Below are 20,559 nucleotides of genomic sequence, written 5' to 3'. Positions count from 1 at the left end.
AGTGATCCGAGGGGGGGGGCCGGAAGGGGTGGGCAGATGTCTCTAGTGGTGGCGCACGATTACGTCACACAGAGGGGCGGAGCGGAAAGGGTGGCGCTCCAGATGCTCGATGGCCTGGGACCCGATCGTCTGGTCACCAGCGTGTACAACGCCGATACGACCTTTCCCGGCTTCGCCCACCACGAGGTGCAGACCTCGGTACTACAGCGCGTCGCGGCCTTTCGGCGCGACCCCCGCCGTGCCTTCCCCCTCCTCGCCCCGGTCTGGTCCAGTCTCGAACCTCCTGCCGCCGATGTCCTCCTCTGTAGCAGCTCAGGGTGGAGTCACGGGCTCAGTCGTCGCGCAGCGACCCGAAAGGTCGTCTACTGCCACAACACCCCGCGGTGGCTCTGGCAACCGGACGACTACAGGCGGGGGCTGGGCCGAGGGGGTCGAACAGCACTGCGGCTCATGTCCCAGCCCCTCAAGTCCTGGGACCTTCGCCAGGCTCAGACCGCTGACCAGTACATCGCCAACTCGGGGGTCGTCCGCGAGCGGATACGAGACGTGTACGGCATCGACGCCCCCGTCGTCCCCCCTCCGGTCGGGTTGACGATCGACGGCGAAGTCCAACCGATCGAGGGGGTCGAGGCTGGTTTTGTGCTCACGATCGCCCGGAACCGGGGATACAAGCGTGTTGGCGCAGTCGTCGAGGCCTTTCGCCACGCGCCATCCCGCAGGTTGATGGTGATCGGTGATGAGTCCCCGGGGCAACCCGCTGCGCCGCCGAACGTCACGTTCCTCGGCCGGGTCTCGGACGCGCAACTCCGTTGGCTCTACACCCGCGCCAGTGCTCTGGTCAGCGCCTCCAAGGAGGACTTCGGACTCACGCCGATCGAGGCGAACCAGTTCGGTACCCCGGCCGTGACGATCCGAGCCGGTGGGTTCCTCGAGACCGTCCGGGAAGGTGTCAACGGTGTCTACTTCGACGACTTGGAGCCCAGTAGCCTGCTCACGTCCTTGGATCAAGCTGAGCGGCTTCCACGGGATTGCGTGGCAGCATCGGCGGCGCGTCACCAGCCGGACGTCTTCCTGCGCCAGCTGAGCCCTTTTCTCTGAGCTGCTGTCAGCGTGGTCGCGGTGAACGAGACGACGCGACGAGCTCCGGGTCGGCTGACATCCCGAAGTCGTGGATGCAAATCACGGCTTGCGAGGCCGTATGCGCCGCCGGACTTCTCCCATGTCTCTCATTCGGGGGACGACGATGTCGAGGAGTCTCCCTCCCGGTATCGCCCGGCGCAACTGAGAGGCTTTGAACATCACGGAGAGCGCATTGCTCGCCACCACGGCCCCGGCAGCTCCAATCGGCCCAAACCAATGTGCCAAGGGGAGGATCAGGACGAAGAGCGCAATGACGCCCAGTCCATCTCCCCATGACGCCCGACCAGGCCGCCCCGAGCCGACCAGCAGACCCGTCAAGGACTGGCCGACTCCCCACAGCGCCGCGGCGATGATCAGAATCTGCGCCAAGTGGACTGACGGTGTGAACTCGTCACCGAACAGCAGGGGGACGAGTATCGGCATGAGCAGGGCGCACGGGATGCACAGGCCGAGGGCGAGTGCAACGGCGAGGCGACTGCTCAACGCAAGTTCGCGCGGGTCGGACACCGTGACTGCACGGTTGAGCAGTTGCCGCTGCAGTACCGGGAACACCGCCATGGGGACTTGGGCCGCAGTCACCGCGACCGCGTAGTACCCCAACTCGTCCCGGGTCACGATGGTTATGAGTAGGAATTGGTCCAGTCGTGCGGCGAAGCTGCTGGCAAGGACTCCGAACCATGTCCGTAGGGAGAACCTGGTCATCTCGCGGAGATCGACGAACCGGGTGGGCGGAGCAGTCCCCGGCGGCTTGCGTTTGATCAGTGCGAGTGCAGCAAGCAGGCCAGTCGCTATGGACAGGAAAGCGACGCGCCCAGGCGTCAGCTCATCCATGTAGGCCAGTGCCACCACCCCGACGAGTCGGCCAAGTGCCCCGAGCCACAGATTGAGGTTCAAGCGTCCGTAGGCTTCTTGACCGGCCCGGATTCCTCTGTAGAACTCGATGACCGCACCCAGGGCGACGCCGATGCACAGCCATCGAAACAGTGGGACGAGGTCGGCGTAGGAACTGAGGATGAAATCGGCCAGGATGATGAGTGTGGCGGCTGTGAGCGTGCCTGAGACACTTACTATCAAGAGGCCGATTCGTCGAACCTTGCGCACGTCTGCCCCCGCGCGGACGTAGAAGGCCGCAGCCAGGGGTGTGCCGACCGCCGCGAACGCATCCGCCACGGTCAGAGGAGTGAGCAATGCCGCCAGCTCACCGCGGCCTTCCGGTCCCAGTCCGCGAGCGAGGATGGGGCCTGTCGCAAGGGACACGAGCGGATATGCGGCGCTTGCGGCTGCGCCGGCCGCGAGATCCCTCAACGACTCCGGCAGGTTCATGCGTCGCACGTCAGGTGTGCACTCTTCGGAGGGCTTCCTGGTACGCATCGGCGTAGGCCGCCGAGGTGGCTTCTGTAGAAAAGCGAAGCCCCGCCTCTCGACGGGCTGCCGCGCCCATGCCCTCGCGGCGCGAGTCCTGTTCGACCAGTTGCGCCATGTAGCGGCCCATCGAGCCGGCATCGCCCGGGTCGACCAGGAAGCCCGTCGTGCCGTGTTGGATCAGTTCGGGGATACCGCCGACCCGGGTCGCGATCACCGGTCGTCCCGCCCACATCGCCTCGAGGATCACCGTCGGCGTTCCTTCGGATCGGGGTTCCGATCCCATGACAAGGACGTGCGTCTCCGACAGGAACTCCACGATGTCTGCTTGTTGCGTTCGAATTTCGACGTTCTCTACGGCGAGGCCGGAGCGAAGTGCTGCGAGTTGTCCGGGAATCCTCTCGTGCCCCGGCGGTACAGGTCCTTGCAGCAGAAGTCGGGCATGATGCGTCACGCCCGACTTCTCAAACGCCTGGATCAGCAGCGGTAGCCCCTTCTGTGGATTCATGTTCGCCAGGCATCCGAAGGTCACACGGCCTACCGGGGGCTGTGGCAACTGATCGAGTGCTGCGGTGGGAACGGGAGGGAAGAAGGGGATCACCAGTCGCATGGAGCGCGACTTCCGTGACAATCCGTAGGATCGTGCGGTTGTTGTCCCGGTCGTCATGACGACGGATGAGAGCAGATACATCAGAGGAACCAGGACAACGCGAAGGGTCACAGGAGGGCGCGTGTCGAGCAGTTGCCACACCAGGGGCTTGCCTGCGATGCGCGCGGCCAGAGCGACATCGAGTTGCAGGAGTCCGTGAGCTTGAACCAAGTCGCTTTCCTGGGTGCGGAAGAGACGCGCCAGTCGCCGGACCTGGTTGGGAAAGCCCCACAGATATCTGACCCACGACGCCGGCGCACCGGCTCGCGGTCGGCGAAGAGGAAGCAGAACTGTCCGCACGCCGGCCGACGAGAGCCGACGCTCTGCGTTTCCTGGTTCCCGGGGCAGGACCACGGTGGTCTCGTAGCCCAGTACCTGGAGGTGCTCTCGCAACTGCAGGACCTGGTTGTGGGCGCCGCCGAACGTGTTGGCCGGGATGACAGCGGTGATCCGAGTAGCCATGCTCGGTGTGGCCTCACATTCCCGAATCGGTGCAGGGTCGGCGCGCGAGCGTAGCCGCGTCCCGGTGACCGTGAGAGGTCGCGGGCGACCTTCTTCATCCCCGCGGCCTGGCGCAGAGCCTGGCCGGTCGGTGGTGGGTGTTCCGCGCGCGCAGGCCGTCGTGACTGAGGTCGAGGCGGCGGCTGAGGTCGTTCCGGGTGAGGTGAGCGCCTGGGCCGTCCCTCGCCGCGGCCAGTTCTGCCGTGCCGCGGGTTAGCATCCCCCGACGCCCCCGGACTGGGGGCGATGCGACGGTCGGGGATGCTACGGATGGATGGTGCCGGTGCCGTACAGGGACATCCTCACCGCGCTGAGGAGGCTGTGGTGGCTCCCACTCCTCACCCTCTTCCTCGGCGGCCTGGCGGGCTATGCGTTCAGTGCCGCATCGACGCCCCTGTACACGTCGAGCATGCAACTGTTCGTCTCCACGACCGAAGCCAGGACGGCGACGGACTTCGTCCAGGGATCCCAGTTCTCCCAGGAGCGGGTTGCCTCCTATGCCCAGCTCCTCATGGGCGAGGAACTGGCCAGCCGAGTCAACGAGAACCTGGGCCTCGACATGGAACCGGCGGTGCTGGCGGGCAAGATAACGGCTACCCCGGTCCCCAGTACGGTGCTCATCGACGTGGAGGTGACAGACACGTCGGGGTCCAGAGCCAGGGACATCGCCGGCCAACTCGGCTCCGATTTCATCGAGATGGTCAGAGTCCTCGAGACCACGCCGGGAGCGTCGGCTCCCGTCAGGGTGACGGTCGTAGAGGGGCCCAGCTTCCACACGGCGCCGAGCTTTCCCAACACGCGACGCAACATCGCCCTCGGAATGGCGCTGGGGTTGCCCTTGGGACTCGGCCTCGTCGTGGCGCGAACTCGCCTCGACCGCTCCGTCCGAGACCCGGAGACCGTCGGAGACCTCGCGGGGGCTCCGGTCATCGGCATGATCATGCAGGACCCGGTCCTCGACAAACAGCACGTGTTCGACCGCACCTCCACCAGCCCCGCTGCTGAGGGCTACCGGCGCCTGACGACCAACCTGCAGTTCATCGACGTGGACGAGCCGCCACGGACGATCATGATCTCGAGCGCGATTCCGGGGGAGGGCAAGACGACGCTCACCCTCAACCTCGCCATAGCCCTCGCGGAGGCCGGCCGGCAGGTGGCAGTGGTGGAGGCGGACCTGCGCCGCCCCCGAGTCACGCGATACCTCGGCATGGTGAGCGGAGTGGGGCTCACCAACGTCTTGGCCGGGACGGCGGAGCTCAATGAGGTGCTGCAGGATTACGGGGACGGGTCTCTCAGCATCCTGGCTGCCGGCCCACTGCCGCCCAACCCCAGCCAGCTGCTCTCGTCGACACAGATGAAGTCGCTGATGGAGGAGCTGGCCACCAAGAACGACTTCGTGCTCGTCGACGCCCCGCCGGTTCTACCGGTCGCGGACGCCACGAGTCTGGCGGTGTTCACCGACGGGGTCCTCCTGTCCGTGCGGTACGGCTTCACGCGGAAGGACCTGGTGCGGCGCACCGCCGCTGCGCTCGAGCAGGTCGGAGCAAAGACCCTCGGCGTGGTCCTGAACGTCGTCCCGCCCCGAGCCGAGGTCAGTTCGGGCTACGGCTACCGCTACGACCCCGGCTCCACGGCGCGCGCCGCGAGACATCGCTGGCGCCGTGAGAGGACAGGCACTGCCCCCGAGTGACCTGCTCGCTTTACGGAATCCACTCAGGGGCAAGCCACAGCGGCGAGACCGCCGCGTGAGCGCAGCATGGTCGAGTGCGTTGTCCTTGGTCGGGGCATGGGGTTCTTCGCCGCGCTGTTGGTCTGCACCCGCAGCGTCTGCCGGTCGGCGCTCGCTGAGCGACTGCGGACGGCGTACAAGGAAGCGGCGTTGTGGCGCTCATGTCGGCAGGGTCCGGTGGGGCAGCGCGGGGACGGCAGCGCTCGTCGGCTCGGAGATGCATCCCCACCGCGTCGTGGTCCTCAGTGGTCCGGCGGCGAGCCCGGGGGCTTCCGCGCGCGGCAGTTCCCCGGGACCACGGCCGCCCTGCGGGCCTGGTGCTCGGCATGACCCGTGCCCAGCGGTGCGCGGTGCTGCAGGCGGGGGGCCGGGCTCCACGTCCCGGAGGAGACGCTCATGCTCCGGACCCGCGCACTCGTCAGGCAGATGGCCGAGGCGCGTGGGCGCCGGCGTGCGAGCGAGAACGACGACGTCCTCGATCCGATCGGGCGCCCCGTCGAGGTCCACCAGGAGGTGGGCGACACCAGCGCGCATGCCTCCTCACGGTGCTCGCGGCCGTCGTGGTGCTCCACCGGGACGAGGGCACAGCGCACGTGAGCGAGGAAGAACCGAGTGATGAGTCCCTGACGCGCGGCCTCAGCGACGCCAGGGACCTCGGGTCGGGACGTCGGACGGCCTCAGGTCTTCGAGTACTGCGCGGGTTCGGCGTTTCAGTTGGGCACGGTCCGCTCAATTCCGGCGACACTCCGCATTCTTGAGTCTCAAGCCGTCCGGACGGGCGGGGAAGGCCTTGACTACTCCGGAACGCGCACGGCTGAATGTCTGCTCCGACGGGAGTTCAGGAGTGCGTCGTGCTCCGTGCCTGGCCGAGGCACCCCATGCGGGAGGTGGCGGGATGGCTGTCAGGTGGTCGGGCACCGAGCCGCAGGTCGCCGATCACCCCAGCCGTCGGCCGCACTCGGATGCCTCGGTGATATGACGGCGCTCTCGTGACGAGCGGTCGAGGAATGGAGATCCCCGACGAGGTGACTCATCCCCTGGTCACGGTCGCCATACCCACGTACCGGCGACCGAAGATGTTGCGCGGGGCCATCGAGAGCGCTCTCGCCCAGACCTACACGAACACCGAGATCCTCGTCTCGGACAGCGAGGGCTCTGACGAGGTCGCGGCCTTGGTGGAGTGCTACGGCGACCGTCGGCTGCGGTACAGGCGCAACGAGAGGGAGACGAACGGTCTCGAGAACGCCCTCGCGATGTACCGGCATGCGCGCGGCGAACTCGTGGCGACCCTGCACGACGACGACGAGTGGGAACCTCGGTTCCTCGAGGTGATGGTCGAACCCCTCAGGGCCGATCCGAGCATCGTGCTCACGTTCGCTGACCACTGGGTGATGGACGCCGGCGGGGCCGTCCTCCCGGAGTGGACCGAGTCCAACACGCGGGAGCGGGGAAGGGCCGGCCTTCCAGAAGGCCGATACGAGCCCTTCACCCGCCTCGCCCTCGTGCACCGTGCCGTGTTCTTCGTGGCCGCAACGGTCTTCCGCAACGGCCTCATCGACTGGGATGAGGTGCCCCCAGAAGTGGCGCCACCCTATGAGGTGTGGATGACGTATCTCGCTTGTCGTGACGGGGGGGCCGCCTACTACGTGCCGCAGCGGCTCATGCGCTACCGGCTGCACGACGAGACGGCCACGCGGTCCAGCCGACTCGAGAGAGCGCACGTCTACACCTATGACCGCATCCTCGCCGACCCCCGGGTGAGCGATCTGAGGGAGGAACTCCTCCGCTCCAGCGCTCCCTTCAGGGCGAGCCTCGGATTGAGCCTCCTCGCTGACGGGAGTGCCGACGAGGCGCGGCGTCACCTGCTGAGAGCGCTGACGCACGGCGCCCGCCTGAGTGCCTCCGTCGGGCTGGCGCTCTCCCTGCTGCCCCCGCGGGCCCGCGCTTCGAGCATCGACAGGCTCAGAGCAGCTCGTGCGCGGCGGCGCTCTCTCAAGAGCTCGTCCTCCCGGGGCGCCGCGTGAGCATCGGGGCGGCCGACCGAGGAGGCCGCACGCGCCAGCTCCCATCCGACGGCGGTCCGGCGGCGCTGGCGCCTCAGGGTGGTGGTCCGTGTCGCCTCTGCGGGAGGCGGCTCACCGATGTCTTCGTGGACCTGGGGATGTCCCCGCCGTGCGAGAGCTACGTCCCACGTGAGCGGCTCGAGGCGCCGGAGGTCTTCTACCCCTTGCGTGTGTGGATCTGCGCCGACTGTCTCCTCGTGCAGTTGCCCCCGCACATCCCCGCCGAGGACATCTTCTCGGACTACGCCTACTTCTCCTCGTACTCGTCGTCCTGGGTCGAACACGCGCGGGTGTTCACCGACGACGCGGTCGAGCGGCTGGCCCTGGACGCCTCGAGCCTCGTGGTGGAGGTCGCCAGCAACGATGGCTACCTGCTCCAGCACCTCGTGGCGCGGGGGATCCCGGTACTCGGGGTGGAACCGGCGGCCAACATCGCCACCGTCGCCCGGGAGAGAGGCGTGCCGACGCACATCGCCTTCCTCGGCGAGGAGGAGGGACACCGCCTGCGTTCGCGGTACGGGCCGGCTCGCCTCGTCGTCGCCAACAACGTCTTCGCCCACGTACCCGACGTCCAGGACTTCAGCCGAGGACTCGCCGCCCTCCTCGCCGACGACGGCTGGTTGAGCATCGAGGTCCCGCACCTCATGCGCCTGATCGAGAGGTCGCAGTACGACACGATCTACCACGAGCACTTCTCGTACTACACGCTGCTGACCGCGCAGCGAGTGCTGGCGACTGCGGGGCTGGACGTGGTGGACGTCGAGGAGTTGGCCTCGCACGGCGGGTCCCTGCGCATCTGGGCACGTCAGGGCCGGCACGCGACGACACGGACCAGGGCGGTGGACGACCTCCTCGCAGAGGAGGCGCGTCGAGGGCTGCACACACTCGCGGGACACCTCGGCTTCGCCGAGGCCGTCTCGAGGGTCAAGCGCGACTTGCTCACCTTTCTCGCTTCAGCAGCCAACGACGGCAAGCGTGTGGTCGGCTACGGTGCTCCGGGCAAGGGCAACACGCTCCTCAACCACTGCGGGATACGGGCGGACCTGCTCCCTTACACCGTCGACAGGAACCCGTTCAAGCAGGGGAAGTACCTCCCCGGCACGCACATCCCGATCCTCGCGCCCGAGGAGATAGCCAGGGACCGGCCGGATTTCATCCTGCTCCTGCCGTGGAACCTGCGGCGCGAGATCGCCACCCAACTGGACTACGTCCGCGAGTGGGGCTGCCGCCTGGTCGTCCCCATCCCCTCACTGGACATCGACTGAGGAGCAGAGATGAAGGTCGTCCTCTTCTGCGGAGGCCACGGCATGCGCATGCGGGATGGCTCGTCCGCCGCGCCGAAGCCGATGGTCATGATCGGTGACCGTCCCCTGCTCTGGCACGTCATGCGCTACTACGCACACTACGGCCACACCGACTTCATCCTCTGTCTGGGATACGGCGCCAGAGACATCAAGGACTACTTCCTGCACTACGACGAGACCGCCACGAACGACTTCGTGCTGACCGGCGGCGGGCAGGAGGTGAACCTGCTGAGGAGCGACCTCGCGGACTGGCGCATCACCTTCCTGGACACCGGGTTGCACAGCAGCATCGGGGAGCGGCTCCGTCGCGTCCGTCCGCATCTGGAGGGCGAGGACTACTTCCTGGCCAACTACGCCGACGTGCTGAGCGACATCCCACTTCCCGAGGTGATCGACCGTTTCCGTGCCAGCGGGGCTGTCGCGTCGCTGACGGCCGTTCCGCCTCAATCGTCCTTCCACGTCCTCGAGATCGACGAGTGCGAGAGGGTTGCCGGCATCCGTCCGGTCAGCCAGTTCCCGATCTGGGAGAACGGCGGGTTCTTCGTGTTCCGCCGGGACATCTTCGACGTGCTGCTGCCGGGGGAGGACCTGGTCGACGGCGCTCTGGTCCGCCTGGCGGAGAAGGGGCAACTGGCCGCCTACCGGCACGAGGGTTTCTGGGTGCCGGCCGACACCATCAAGGAACGGGTACGACTCGAGGAGCTCTACCAGTCCGGTGTCCGTCCCTGGGCGGTCTGGGAAGCGAGCGCCGCCCTCGGTCCGACCCCCGTGCTCGCACCGGCGGAGGACCTGATGGGCTCTCTGCCCAATCCCCGATTCGAGCCGGCGCCTGCCGTCCAGGGGCGGAGTTAGCGCGTGCTGCCCCTCGTGCCGCGAGTTCCGTCGCGTCAGTTGCGCGTGCTCGCCGTCGGTGCGCATCCGGACGACGTGGAGATCGGGGCCGGGGGCGCGTTGCTGGAACTGGTCCGGGCGGTGCCCGACCTGTGCGTCGACGTCCTGGTGCTCACCGGTACGCCCACGCGGGCCGACGAGGCGCGCGCCAGCGCGGACGACTTCCTGGCTGGCGCCGAGCACGCCGTCTTCGTCCATGACCTGCCGGACGGGCGCCTCCCGGCCGCATGGGCTGAGGTGAAGGAGTTGTTGGAGAGCCGCGCCCTGACCGGCCCGGCACCGGACCTGCTCATCGGCCCGAGCCGGGACGAGGCGCACCAGGACCACCGGGTCGTCGCTGAGATCCTGCCGACCGTGTTCCGCGACGTCCTCACCCTCTGCTACGAGATCCCGAAGTGGGACGGGGATCTGATCCGGCGGACCCTCTACGTCCCGATGACCGACGAGGTGGCCGACCGCAAAGCCGAACTCCTGATGCGCCATTTCCCGTCCCAGCGAGGACGGCACTGGTTCGACCGCGACGTCTTCCTGGGACTGGCCCGATTACGCGGCGCCGAGTGCGGGTCCCGATACGCCGAGGCGTTCACCTGCTCGAAGTCCGTCATGACGTTCACGGCTGGAGGCCCGACATGACCCGATCGAATGCCGCTCCGCCGCTCCGGCGCCTCCGCACGGGGGACGTCGTCGAGGTGCGGAGTGAGGCGGAGGTGCTCGCGACCCTCGAGAGGGACGGCACGCTCGACCGGATGCCGTTCATGCCCGAGATGCTGGCGTCGTGCGGGTCCCGGTTCACCGTGGTCAGTCGCGCCGACACCACCTGCTTCTGGGGGGGACTGCGCAAGCTCGAGGACAGCGTCCACCTGGACGGGGTTCGCTGTGACGGCTCTGCCCACGGGGGTTGCCAGGCCGGCTGTCTGATCTTCTGGAAGGAGGAGTGGCTCAAGCCGGTCGATGAGTCGAGCGATGGAGCGGTCGTCCAGGCGACTCCGCCAAGACAGCGGGGAGGGGCCTCCTCTGAGGATCTCCTGCGTGCCACGCACGCGCCGGCGGCCGAGGACGGCGAAGAGCGCTGGTCGTGTCAAGCCACGGAGGTCGTCGCCGCCACGAGCAAGGTCCATCACTGGGACCTGCGGCACTTCGCTCAGGACGTCCGCAACGGGAACCTCGGTTGGCGAACCGTGTTGCGCCACCTCCTCCCGTACCTCTTCAACACCTACCAGGGGCACAGTCGTCGCCTGCCGTCGTGGCTCCTGGTCCACGGGGGGGCGCCTTTCCCCTGGGTGCACGGGAAACTGGATCGGACGCCCAAGGTCACTCTCGACCTCCAGCCCGGGGAGCGGGTCCGGGTGCGCACCCGCAAGGAGATCCGAGCCACTCTGGATCGCCGTGGCTACAACCGTGGCCTCTCCTTCGACCCGGAGATGCTGCCGTACTGCGGAACGAGTCGGCGGGTGGACCGGCGGATCCACAAGATCATCGATGATGTGACCGGTCGCATGCTGACGATGGGCGCGGATTGTCTCGTGCTCGAGGGAGCGGTGTGCCGCGGCCTTTACCACGGTCTCTGTACTCGCCAGACCGAGACCTACTGGCGTGAGGCGTGGCTCGCGCGTGACGGGGGTCGGGTCGACGAAGCCGAGGCCCACGGATGACGGAGACAGGAGGACCACTGCCGGTCGCCGTTCTCGGGTCCGGTATGGCGGCGATGGGGGCAGCTCATGTGCTGCGCGACGCCGGCATCCCAGCTGTGTGCCTCGAGGCGCGGGACCGGGCTGGTGGCCACACGACGACGTTCGAGGTCGGCAGCGGCTTCCTGTTCGACGACGGACCCCATGTCTCGTTCACCAAGCACGAGCGCATCGCGGCTCTGCTGGCCGACGCCGTCGACGGCCGTTACCGGACGGTGGAGGCGGTCATCGACAACGTGTGGCAGGGCCACCGTGTCCGGCACCCGGTGCAGTTGAACCTGCACGGTCTCCCGAAGGACCTGGCGGTGTCCGTTCTCACCGATTTCGTGGCGGAGACGTCCGCACCGCCCCGAGCGGTGAACAACTACGCCGACTGGCTCGTCGCCGCCTACGGCCGCACGTTCGCTGAGGCCTTCCCCATGGTGTACGGCCGGAAGTACCACACCACCGAGCCGGAGAACCTGACGACCGAATGGCTCGGCCCCCGCATGTACCGCCCGGACCTCGAGGAGATGCTGAGAGGGGCGCTCGATGCCACCCGCCCGCACAAGCACTACGTGACGGAGTTCCGCTACCCCGAGCGTGGCGGCTTCGGTGCCTATCTGGTCGGTCTGAGACGTGGCCTCGACGTGCGGGTGGGTCGCCGGGTGGTGGGGTTGGACCCGGAGCGTCGGCTCCTGCGCTTCGCCGATGGCAAGGAGACGCAGGCGGAAGCGGTCATCTCCTCGATACCGCTCCCGGATCTCGTACCCATGATCGAGGGAGCGCCCCCCGACGTGTTGGCCGCGGCACGAGCGTTGTCCTACAGCTCCGCCACAGTGGTGAACATAGGCGTCGAGCGGGATGACCTGTCCCCGGCGCACATCACCTACTACTACGACCCGGACGTCCTCTTCGCCCGTTTGAACTTCCCGCACATGTTCACTCCGCACGTGGCACCGGCCGGTGCTGGGTCCATCCAGGCCGAGGTCTACCACTCGGATCGCTATCGACCGCTGGGGATGACCTCGGCACAACTCGTCGAGCGAGTGCTCACCGACCTCCGTCGGTGCGGTGTGCTGCGGAGCGACGATCGGTTACTCGTCGCGGAAGCACGTCCCATCCGCTACGCCAACGTGATCTGGGACCACCAACGAGCTGATGCCGTCGACATGGTGCACAGCTTCCTGGCGAGTGTCGGCGTGGTCTGGTGCGGTCGCTACGGCGACTGGGACCACTCGTGGACGGACGAGGCCTTCCTCAGCGGCGAGCGCGCCGGACGGCACGTCCTGGCCGGAGTCCGTCTGGGGGCGGCGGCGGAGGCACTGGTCGCGGGAGCGGGATGATCAGGTGCCGGCGAGTCGTGCGACGATCGGCGCCACGGATTCCACGTCGCCTCCGAGGTTGAGGTAGCTGAAGCCATAACGCTCCCGTCGCTCGATGAGCGTGTCGACGCACCTCTCTACGTCACCGACGAGAACCGCCGGTGAGTCCGCGAGCAGCTCCGGCGCGGCGGCGATCAAGGCGGCGAAGCTCGAGCGGTTGGGCGCGCCGATGTGTCCGGGCCGCGTGATGAGACAGTGGTAGACGCTGAACTGCAGCTCGAGGTCGGAGACGCGGCGTCCTACCGCCTCCGCCGCCTCCTGTACCCAGCGCACCTTCTCGGCGATGCGATCGGCAGCCAGGTCGGCCACGGCCGCCGCGTCCTGCACGCCAGAGGGCAGGGTGCAGTGGACACCGACGATGTCGGCCACCCGGGCCGCCAGCGACAGCATCCGTCGGCCACCTCCGCCGACCAGTAGGGGAGGCCGAGGTCGTTGCACCGGTTTCGGCAGTCCGTCGAGATCGCGGATCCGGTAGTACCGGCCGGTGACGTTCACTGGTGCGGGGCCGAACAGCCCGGTCAGGATGCGTAGGGACTCCTCGAGCCGTTCGATCCTCGTCGCAGCGGGGTCCATCGGGATGCCCGCAGAGTCGTAGTCGGACTGCATCCACCCAGCGCCGATGCCCAGCTCGACCCGCCCGCTGCTGAACACGTCCAGGGTGGCGAGGGCCTTGTGGAGGATGACCGGATGGCGGTAGTCGTTCGCCAGAGCCAGGGACAGCACCCGTAGCCGGCTCGTGGCCTCGGCGGCCACGGTCATCGCGGTGACCGGTTCGAGAGCCCATCCCCGGCTGACGTGGTCCCCGATCGACAGCGTGGAGAAGCCGAGATCCTCGATGCGGCGCACCTCGGCTCTCCACCGAGCCGGGTCGCCGGTGAGCCGAGGTGCGGGGGCGATGAAGCGGAAGGGCCGGGTCACGCGACCACCTCGGGCTCCGGCAGCGGGAACACGAACCGTGTCCCGGCCCGGCGGAGGTCGTCGAGCTGAGCGAGCACCTCCGAGCGCAGCGGCCACACCAGCACGACGACGACGTCCGGCCGTCGCGCCAGGAGCTCCTCTGGTGGGATCACCGCGGTGGCGACACCTGGCAGGAAACGGCCCTGCTTGGCCGGTGCGCGGTCAGCCGTCCAGGGGATCTGGTCGGCTCGCAGACCACAGAAGTTGAGCAGGGTGGCTCCCCGGCTGGGCGCGCCGTAGGCAGCCACGGTGTGACCGGCTGAACGGCTCTCAGCGATGAAGGTGCGGAGTCGGCTGCGGACCCGGTCGGCATGTATCGCTGCCGAAGCCCAGGCTTCCGGTCGGTCGCTCCTCTGGGTGGCCTCAGCGGCCATGATCTCGACTGCGCCAGGAGCGGGGGTGAGACCAGGTGTGGTGTGACGCGCCTGGAGGCGCACCACCCCGCCGTGCAGGGGTAGGGACCGCGCATCGGTGATGGTCATGCCATGGCGGGCGAGCACGCCGGCCAGCACACCCAGAGACAGATAGCTGCGGTGGGCGTGACAGATGACGTCGAACTGTCCGCCGCCGAGGACGCCCGACACCGAGTGGAACTCGACGGCCAAGGTGCCCGTGGGCGCGACGGCGCCGACACATCGCTCCACCGCCGCATCCAGGTCGTCGGCGTGACTGAGGCTGTGGTTGACCACCACGAGGTCGAACGTCTCACCCGGCCCCAGGTCCATGCCGTCGTCGTGGTCGGTCGGCAGGCCTGCCGCTGAGGCCTGTCGGGCGAGTGCGGCGTCCCGCTCCCACCCCCTCACCACGTGGCCGGCGTCCGCGAACACGCGCAACAGGCCTCCGGCTCCGCTGCTCACATCGAGGACCGATCCTCCGTCGCGTAGGGATGACACCTCCAGCAGCTCTGCGACCCACGCCCGCTCGTGCTGCAGGACGGTTCCCGAGTACACGCTCCCGTGTCCGTGCGCGGCGTTGGCGAGTACGGGGGTCGAGGCATCCAGCTGGACCAGGCCACACTCCTGGCAACATCCGAGAGCCAACCGGTGCCGCGGCGCCGCTGCAGCCTGACCGGCGTCGTCGAACAGGTCGTCGGCGACGGGTTGAGTCCCGAGGTCGAGCACCGTGACCACGGAGGCGGTCCCACAGGCACGGCAACCGCTCGACCGCGAGTTCCTCATCCGCCACCTCATCCCCTACGGCCCTATCGTGGCAGCATGGGGCAGGCAGGGACCATGACGGAGGACCTGGCTGCCGCGTTCGCCGGCCGATCGGTGTTCGTCACTGGCCACACCGGCTTCAAGGGGTCGTGGCTGTCGCTGTGGTTGGCAGACATGGGCGCCCGCGTCACGGGCTATGCGCTGTCGCCGGAGACCGAGCCCTCCCTGTTCGAGGTGGCTGATGTGGTCAGGGACCTCGAGCGACACGTGGTGGGCGACATCCGAGACCGTGAATCGGTCGCTGACGCCCTCCAGCAGGCCGCACCCGACGTCGTGCTGCACCTCGCTGCCAGGACGGTCGTGCGCGAGGGGTACATGCGTCCCGCTGAGACGTTCGCGGTGAACGTCGATGGCACGACGGCGCTGTTGGACGCCGTCAGGACCTTGGACCGTGACTGCGCAGTCGTCGTGGTGACGAGCGACAAGTGCTACGCCAACGACGAGTCGGGGCGTCCGTTCATCGAGGACGACCGGCTCGGCGGACGCGATCCCTACAGTGCCAGCAAGGCGGCGCAGGAAATGGTCGCCCAGTCCTACCGGTGTTCGTTCTTCGACCGCACCGCTCGGGATGAAGGAGGTCCGGTACGTCGCTTGGCGACTGGACGCGCGGGCAACGTCATCGGAGGTGGAGACTGGACCGCTGACGGCTTGGTCGCCGATCTGGCGAGGGCACGAGCGCGGCGTGAGCCGACCGTGCTGCGTCATCCCTCCGCTGTCCGCCCATGGCAGCACGTGCTCGAGCCGCTGTCGGGCTATCTGACGCTGGCCGCTCATCTTGCTGGTCCGGCCGGTGACGACGTCGGCTCGGCGTACAACTTCGGCCCCGACCCGGCGGATGACGCCACGGTGGGACAGCTCGTCGACAGTCTCCTGAGCGCCTGGGATCCCGAGTCCCCGCGTGAGGGACGCTGGCGCGGTGAGGTCAGCACGGGGCATGCGCCGGAGGCCGGGGTGCTCAGGCTCGGCATCGGCAGAGCGGCCACGGACCTGTGCTGGCGGCCGCGGTGGCGCCTCGACGAGGCGGTCGCGCGGACGGCCCGGTGGTATCGGGCCTATGAATCCGATCCGGACAGTGCCCGTGCCGGCTGCCTGGTGGACATCCGCGCGTACGGCCGGGAACGCGGCGACCCCTGACGGGGCCGGCGGCGATCCGGAGGCAGTGGCGTGCTCGTGCGCTGTGAGGACGGGCGGTGCTCTCCCGGTCAGTCCCTGGCCAGCAAGCTGGGTCCGGTGTGAGCGCAGCCGAAGAGGACGTCGGTCAGCGGGCGCAGGGCCGCGGCGATCGTGTTCGCCACCTGCTGGTGCACCGGCAGGCGGCGACCGATCGGGTCCTCGATGTCGTCGTCGCCGGAAGAGGCGCGCCACTTGCGCTGGGCATCGAGGCGGATCCCCAGCTCGCGCGTCCGCGCCTCAGGAGGCAGCCGGTCCAGTCCACTCAGGTCGGCGCTCCTGAGGAGATCGGCCGCCTCGTTCACGGTGAACGTCCGCCGCAGGCCGCGCGGCGTCAGCTCCAGTGTCGACCGCCGGTGTCGCCGGGTCATGGTGAGGACCAGGTCGGCCGAGACCGCCAACTCGGGGGTCAACCGCTGTGAACGAAAGTCACGCGGAGCACCACCGAGTTCGACCAGAGCGGCGGCCGACCGAGGGTCCATCGGGTCACCATCTGTCGCACGCACGCCTGCGCTGGAGATGCGCACCTCGTCACCGTGACGGGGACACCCAGTGGTCTCGCCGAGCCACGTGGTCGCCAGCCGCTCCGCGATCGGCGAGCGGCAGACGTTGCCGGTGCATACGAAGAGAAGGTGCACGTACACAAGGTACGGATTCTCATACGGAACGTATTTTCTTGAGCCCTCACAGTCACTCCGTGGGAGGACTCATCGACGCCCGTCGCAGAGTGCGGAGAACTGGACGACCGGGTCCACTGACGTCGACGTCATGCTGCTCACCCGGCGCCCGACACCGCCGCGCATGTCCAGCAGCGTGGGTCGACGTTCGGACCACCCCCCGGTCGTCGTCGCCAACTCGCGGCCCGAGCGGTCGCCTCCGTCCGGGCGTGGACGACATGGTGACGCCCGCTGCGGTCAGGGGCGGACGGCGCACGAGCACCACCGGCGCGGCACGGACTGCGCGCTGTGCACCCCCGGGAACTTCCGTCGGGCCGGTCCCTCCGGATCGTCTGCGACGCCGCTGAGCTCAGCGTCTCCGAGAGGTGCCCAGGAGGGCGACCTCCGACAGGATGGCTGCAACCCAGCCGCACAGGACGAAGACGTCGCCGCGGTGGACCCCGTGGCTCTCGCTGAACTGGATGAGCACCGGACCGTCGGTGATGTACTCCCCCGTCACGAGCAGGAACGCGAACGCCGACAGCACCCCGGCGACGACGAGCGCGCAGCCCCAGCGGATCACGAGGGGACCGTAGCGGGGGTGCCGGTCACGCCGGGGGAGGAGCCCGGCCTACGCCTTCGCCGTCAGCGCCGTGCGGATCGCGGCGTCGACCCGGGCAGCGAACGTCGGATCCTCCGCCTCGCGAGCAATGACGGCCTCGAGTCGGAGGCGACGCGTCTCCGTCCGTCTGTGCGAAACCTGCCGCCGGGCCGGACACCTTCTACGCTCGTCGCGCCTGCCTTCCCCGCGGGTTGCCCTGTCGTCGATGCGTGTTGTGGAGAGTGGATGGCGCCGGTCGAGCTGACGTGGGGTGCGGCGACCGCGACAGGTCAACGCGAGGACAACCAGGATCGGTTTCTGGCCGAGCCGCCGATCTTCGCCGTGGCCGACGGCATGGGCGGGCACGCCGGCGGTGCCGCCGCCGCGGAGGTCGTGGTGCAGGCGCTCAAGGCCCTGACCGGTAGCAAGACCACGACCGTGCAGCGGATCCGGCTGGCCCTGCAGCGAGCCGACGGTGAGATCCGGGCCTTCAAGGGCCCGGGGCTCGGCGGCGCCGGGACGACGGTGGCTGGCGTGGCCCTCGTTGACGAGGGGAACGGGCCGCAGTGGGCGGTCTTCCACGTGGGGGACTCGCGGGTCTACCGCTGGCACGACGGCCAGCTGGAGCAGATCAGCACGGATCACTCGGTCGTGCAGGAGCTCATCGACGCCGGGTACATCTCCGACGAGATCGCCGCCACCCACCCGCAGCGGCACATCATCACCCGCGCCCTGGGCGTGGGCGCCCGCAACGAGGCAGACATCGCGCTGTTGCCCGTGCTCCCCGGGGACCGGCTCCTGGCCTGTTCCGACGGGCTGACCGGGGAACTCGGCGACGAGCGCATCGCGGAGCTGGTGGCCGTGGCAGGGAGGCCGGCTGACCTCGCCGAGGGCCTCGTCGCTGCAGCGGACACGACTGGAGCCCGCGACAACTCGACGGTCGTCCTGGTGACCGTGGAGCCGCAGCGCCCCTGAGCGCCCGTCCACGCGGTGTGCTCCGCAGAGTTGAGGGGCTGTCCGACTCCACAGGGTGGTCCACCCGGGGAGCGGGTCAGCGGGGGACGTCGGGCAGCGCCTCGTCCGCGAACTCCCCGGCGTTCTGCGACAGCGAGTCGCTCTGCAGGTACGCCCACATGCGCTCGCAGGACACCGTGTCGAGGTAGACCACGCTCGCCGGCCCCTCCATGCCCGTGCCGAGCACCGGCGTGGTGAAGAAGTCGACGCTGTCCGGCGTCAGCCCACGCAGGGAGTAGGCCAGCGACAGCATCTCGCCGTTGCCCAGGCCGTCGTCCACGGCCACGGCGCTGGTGACCGCCAGGAGCGCGGCGTCGAGCCGGGCCGGGTCGGTGAAGGTGTCGGAGCTGAACAGCTTGCCGAACACAGCCTGCAGGTACTGCTGCTGCCGGCGCACCCGGTCGAAGTCGCCGCCGGGGAGGCCGTAGCGCTGGCCCAGGTACCAGCGGGCCTGGTCGCCGTCGAGGTGGTTCATGCCGGCCGGGAAGGTGTGCGGACCGTTGCTCGTCGTCTCGGCGACGACGACGTCCACGCCGCCCAGGTCGTCGGTGACCTGGATGATCCCCTGGAAGTCGATGGCCACGTAGTGGTCGATGCGGACGTCGGTGAGCTGCTCCACGGTCTGGATGAGCAGGGTCGGCCCGCCGAACGCGTAGGCCGCGTTGATCTTGTTCCTGCCGTGGCCGGGGATCTCCACCCACGAGTCGCGCGGGATGGAGATCACCTGGGCGTGCTGCCGGTCGGCGGACAGGCGGGCGACCATGATCGCGTCGGAGCGCCCGCCCGCGGCCACGCCCACCTCCGCCGTCGCCCGGGTGTCGGAGCCGACGAGCAGGAAGGTCACGGGTGCGCCGGCGGCCTCCTGGGCCGGCGTCGCCGGCGCCGGGCGCGCCTCCTCGTCGAGGCCGGCGAAGACGTCGGAGAGGCGATCGATGTTCCCGGCGTACCGCTCGGTGAGGAACCACAGGCCGCCGCCGATGAGCAGCGCCAGCACCAGAGCGAGGACGCCCAGGCCGATGAGCGCACGGTGCAGCGGACGACGCCGCCGCGGCGCCGGCTCGACGTCCCCGTCGGTGTGCTGCTCTGGTTCGGTAGTCGTGTCAGCGCTCATGGGACCCCCGTCGGACAGGCAACAGGGCCGACGCTAGGGGCACAGGCCTGCGGAGACGATTCCTCACCACTCCTGCGAGTGAGGCATCGACCCAGGTCGGGGTCGCCCCCGATGGCTCACGTGGTCCCGGCCTCCCGCGACTGAGGCCACCGGCGGCTCGGCGTGACGTCGTGCAAGACGGTGCGGGACGGGGCAGACCTGACCTCGCGACGCTCGGCCAGACGGATCGACCGGCCGATGCCGACGGCTCCGGTGACGGCGACCAGCAGCCAGGCGGCCCCGAGGCCCCACACCCAGCTCATGTGCCCTCCCGGCGAGCTGTCCGGCACGACTCGTAGCCCCCGGCGGGCGACGGGCGCACCGAGCGCCCTTCCCGGAGCCCACTGAACCACGGGCGCTCGCCGGTCCCCACCCCCATTGCTGGGGGGCAGCGCGAGTCCGCGCCGCGGCGGCGACCCCTGGCCCCGCGTCGGTCAGGACTGCCGGCCGGCCGGTCGACACCTCGGCAGGCGCTGCCGCGTTCCGCGTGATCCACTTCGAATCGAAGGCTCGACGGGATGGCGAAGGGGAACAGCGGTCATGCGGATCTCCGTCATCGGCTGCGGGTACCTCGGGGCCGTCCATGCCGCTTCCATGGTGGAACTGGGCCATGAGGTCGTCGGCATCGACGTGGACGATCGCAAGGTGGCGTCCCTCTGCAAGGGACGCGCACCGTTCTACGAGCCGGACTTCGGCGACCTCCTCGGCCACGCGCTCGCCTCGGGGCGCCTGGGCTTCAGTACCGACATCGCCGACGCAGCGGGCGCGCAGGTCCACTTCATCTGTGTCGGGACGCCGCAGAGGCACGGCGAGTACGGCGCCGACCTGCACTTCGTCCAAGTCGCTGCCGAGTCACTGCTGCAGGTCCTCGGCGCAGGCGAGCTCGTCGTCGGGAAGTCCACCGTGCCGGTCGGGACCGCTGCGGACCTCGCAGCCATGTTCGGGGACAAGGTGCCCGGCGCGCTGCTGGCCTGGAACCCGGAGTTCCTCCGCGAGGGGTTCGCCGTCGCCGACACCCTGCACCCCGACCGGCTGGTGTACGGCCTGCCGGCCGGCCCGGACGGCGGCACCGCGCAGCGGCTGCTGGACGAGGTGTACGCGCC

General features: G+C 68.9%; 18 protein-coding genes and 1 pseudogene. 11 read left to right on the top strand and 8 right to left on the bottom strand.

From position 1 onward, the window contains the following. The first annotated feature begins 36 nt into the window (after positions 1-36). The gene (locus CRP39_RS28170) at positions 37-1,098 is read left to right on the top strand and encodes a glycosyltransferase (protein WP_097208647.1); all 1,062 of its coding nucleotides are present in this window, start codon (positions 37-39) and stop codon (positions 1,096-1,098) included. Positions 1,099-1,179: 81 nt separating this feature from the next. On the opposite strand, the gene CRP39_RS22575 is transcribed toward CRP39_RS28170, so the two are convergent. Further along, positions 1,180-2,463 carry a lipopolysaccharide biosynthesis protein gene (locus CRP39_RS22575; RefSeq protein ID WP_172442584.1) on the bottom strand — a complete coding sequence of 428 codons (1,284 nt, stop codon included), beginning with the start codon at positions 2,461-2,463 and terminating at the stop codon, positions 1,180-1,182. Between the two features lie 10 nt (positions 2,464-2,473). Next, positions 2,474-3,613, bottom strand: coding sequence for a glycosyltransferase family 4 protein (locus tag CRP39_RS22570; protein WP_097208645.1), 1,140 nt, complete (start codon positions 3,611-3,613; stop codon positions 2,474-2,476). A 313-nt stretch (positions 3,614-3,926) separates the two neighbouring features. Between CRP39_RS22570 and CRP39_RS22565 the strand changes: the two genes are divergently transcribed. The 7 genes from CRP39_RS22565 (at position 3,927) to CRP39_RS22530 (ending at position 12,652) form a co-directional block, all read left to right on the top strand. After that, a complete protein-coding gene (locus tag CRP39_RS22565) occupies positions 3,927-5,342 on the top strand; it encodes a tyrosine-protein kinase domain-containing protein (protein WP_097208644.1) in 1,416 nt (471 codons plus the stop codon). Between the two features lie 1,046 nt (positions 5,343-6,388). Next, on the top strand, positions 6,389-7,405 hold the full coding sequence (locus CRP39_RS22555; RefSeq protein WP_097208642.1) for a glycosyltransferase family 2 protein: 1,017 nt from the start codon (positions 6,389-6,391) through the stop codon (positions 7,403-7,405). A 65-nt stretch (positions 7,406-7,470) separates the two neighbouring features. Further along, positions 7,471-8,709 carry a class I SAM-dependent methyltransferase gene (locus CRP39_RS22550; RefSeq protein ID WP_097208810.1) on the top strand — a complete coding sequence of 413 codons (1,239 nt, stop codon included), beginning with the start codon at positions 7,471-7,473 and terminating at the stop codon, positions 8,707-8,709. Between the two features lie 9 nt (positions 8,710-8,718). Then, a complete protein-coding gene (locus tag CRP39_RS22545; RefSeq protein ID WP_216359884.1) occupies positions 8,719-9,600 on the top strand; it encodes a sugar phosphate nucleotidyltransferase in 882 nt (293 codons plus the stop codon). A gap of 3 nt (positions 9,601-9,603) precedes the next feature. Next, positions 9,604-10,272 (top strand): PIG-L deacetylase family protein, encoded by a 669-nt coding sequence (locus CRP39_RS22540; protein WP_216359883.1) that lies wholly within the window; start codon positions 9,604-9,606, stop codon positions 10,270-10,272. Then, entirely contained in the window at positions 10,269-11,291 is a 1,023-nt protein-coding gene (locus CRP39_RS22535; RefSeq protein WP_097208641.1) for a hypothetical protein, read from the top strand. The genes CRP39_RS22540 and CRP39_RS22535 overlap by 4 nt, the downstream gene beginning before the upstream one ends. Next, on the top strand, positions 11,288-12,652 hold the full coding sequence (locus CRP39_RS22530; RefSeq protein WP_216359882.1) for a protoporphyrinogen/coproporphyrinogen oxidase: 1,365 nt from the start codon (positions 11,288-11,290) through the stop codon (positions 12,650-12,652). The genes CRP39_RS22535 and CRP39_RS22530 overlap by 4 nt, the downstream gene beginning before the upstream one ends. On the opposite strand, the gene CRP39_RS22525 is transcribed toward CRP39_RS22530, so the two are convergent. Continuing rightward, positions 12,653-13,609, bottom strand: coding sequence for a TIGR03621 family F420-dependent LLM class oxidoreductase (locus tag CRP39_RS22525; RefSeq protein WP_172442583.1), 957 nt, complete (start codon positions 13,607-13,609; stop codon positions 12,653-12,655). Continuing rightward, on the bottom strand, positions 13,606-14,826 hold the full coding sequence (locus CRP39_RS22520) for a class I SAM-dependent methyltransferase (protein ID WP_245854044.1): 1,221 nt from the start codon (positions 14,824-14,826) through the stop codon (positions 13,606-13,608). The genes CRP39_RS22525 and CRP39_RS22520 overlap by 4 nt, the downstream gene beginning before the upstream one ends. Positions 14,827-14,880: 54 nt before the next feature. On the opposite strand from CRP39_RS22520, the gene rfbG reads away from it, so the two are divergent. Next, entirely contained in the window at positions 14,881-15,999 is a 1,119-nt protein-coding gene (gene rfbG / locus CRP39_RS22515; RefSeq protein ID WP_097208808.1) for a CDP-glucose 4,6-dehydratase, read from the top strand. 68 nt (positions 16,000-16,067) lie between these two features. Here the strand turns inward: rfbG and CRP39_RS22510 are convergent, their stop codons facing one another. Both CRP39_RS22510 and CRP39_RS27060 read right to left on the bottom strand, forming a co-directional pair. After that, positions 16,068-16,673: an arsenate reductase/protein-tyrosine-phosphatase family protein gene (locus tag CRP39_RS22510; protein WP_172442581.1), complete on the bottom strand. Its 606-nt coding sequence runs from the start codon at positions 16,671-16,673 to the stop codon at positions 16,068-16,070. Positions 16,674-17,061: 388 nt separating this feature from the next. Continuing rightward, positions 17,062-17,274 carry a hypothetical protein gene (locus tag CRP39_RS27060; protein ID WP_172442580.1) on the bottom strand — a complete coding sequence of 71 codons (213 nt, stop codon included), beginning with the start codon at positions 17,272-17,274 and terminating at the stop codon, positions 17,062-17,064. 264 nt (positions 17,275-17,538) lie between these two features. On the opposite strand from CRP39_RS27060, the gene CRP39_RS27055 reads away from it, so the two are divergent. Then, on the top strand, positions 17,539-18,267 hold the full coding sequence (locus tag CRP39_RS27055; RefSeq protein ID WP_172442579.1) for a PP2C family protein-serine/threonine phosphatase: 729 nt from the start codon (positions 17,539-17,541) through the stop codon (positions 18,265-18,267). Between the two features lie 76 nt (positions 18,268-18,343). Here CRP39_RS27055 and CRP39_RS22500 read toward each other — a convergent pair whose 3' ends face one another. Both CRP39_RS22500 and CRP39_RS22495 read right to left on the bottom strand, forming a co-directional pair. After that, positions 18,344-19,417, bottom strand: coding sequence for an LCP family protein (locus tag CRP39_RS22500; protein WP_097208635.1), 1,074 nt, complete (start codon positions 19,415-19,417; stop codon positions 18,344-18,346). Positions 19,418-19,533: 116 nt separating this feature from the next. Further along, positions 19,534-19,719 carry a hypothetical protein gene (locus CRP39_RS22495; RefSeq protein ID WP_097208634.1) on the bottom strand — a complete coding sequence of 62 codons (186 nt, stop codon included), beginning with the start codon at positions 19,717-19,719 and terminating at the stop codon, positions 19,534-19,536. A 277-nt stretch (positions 19,720-19,996) separates the two neighbouring features. On the opposite strand from CRP39_RS22495, the pseudogene CRP39_RS22490 reads away from it, so the two are divergent. Beyond that, a pseudogene (locus tag CRP39_RS22490) lies at positions 19,997-20,559 on the top strand (UDP-glucose/GDP-mannose dehydrogenase family protein); the annotation flags it as partial.

This window comes from Geodermatophilus sabuli (genome assembly GCF_900215145.1).
Classification (GTDB): domain Bacteria; phylum Actinomycetota; class Actinomycetes; order Mycobacteriales; family Geodermatophilaceae; genus Geodermatophilus; species Geodermatophilus sabuli.
This window is presented reverse-complemented; position numbering and strand designations above follow the sequence as displayed.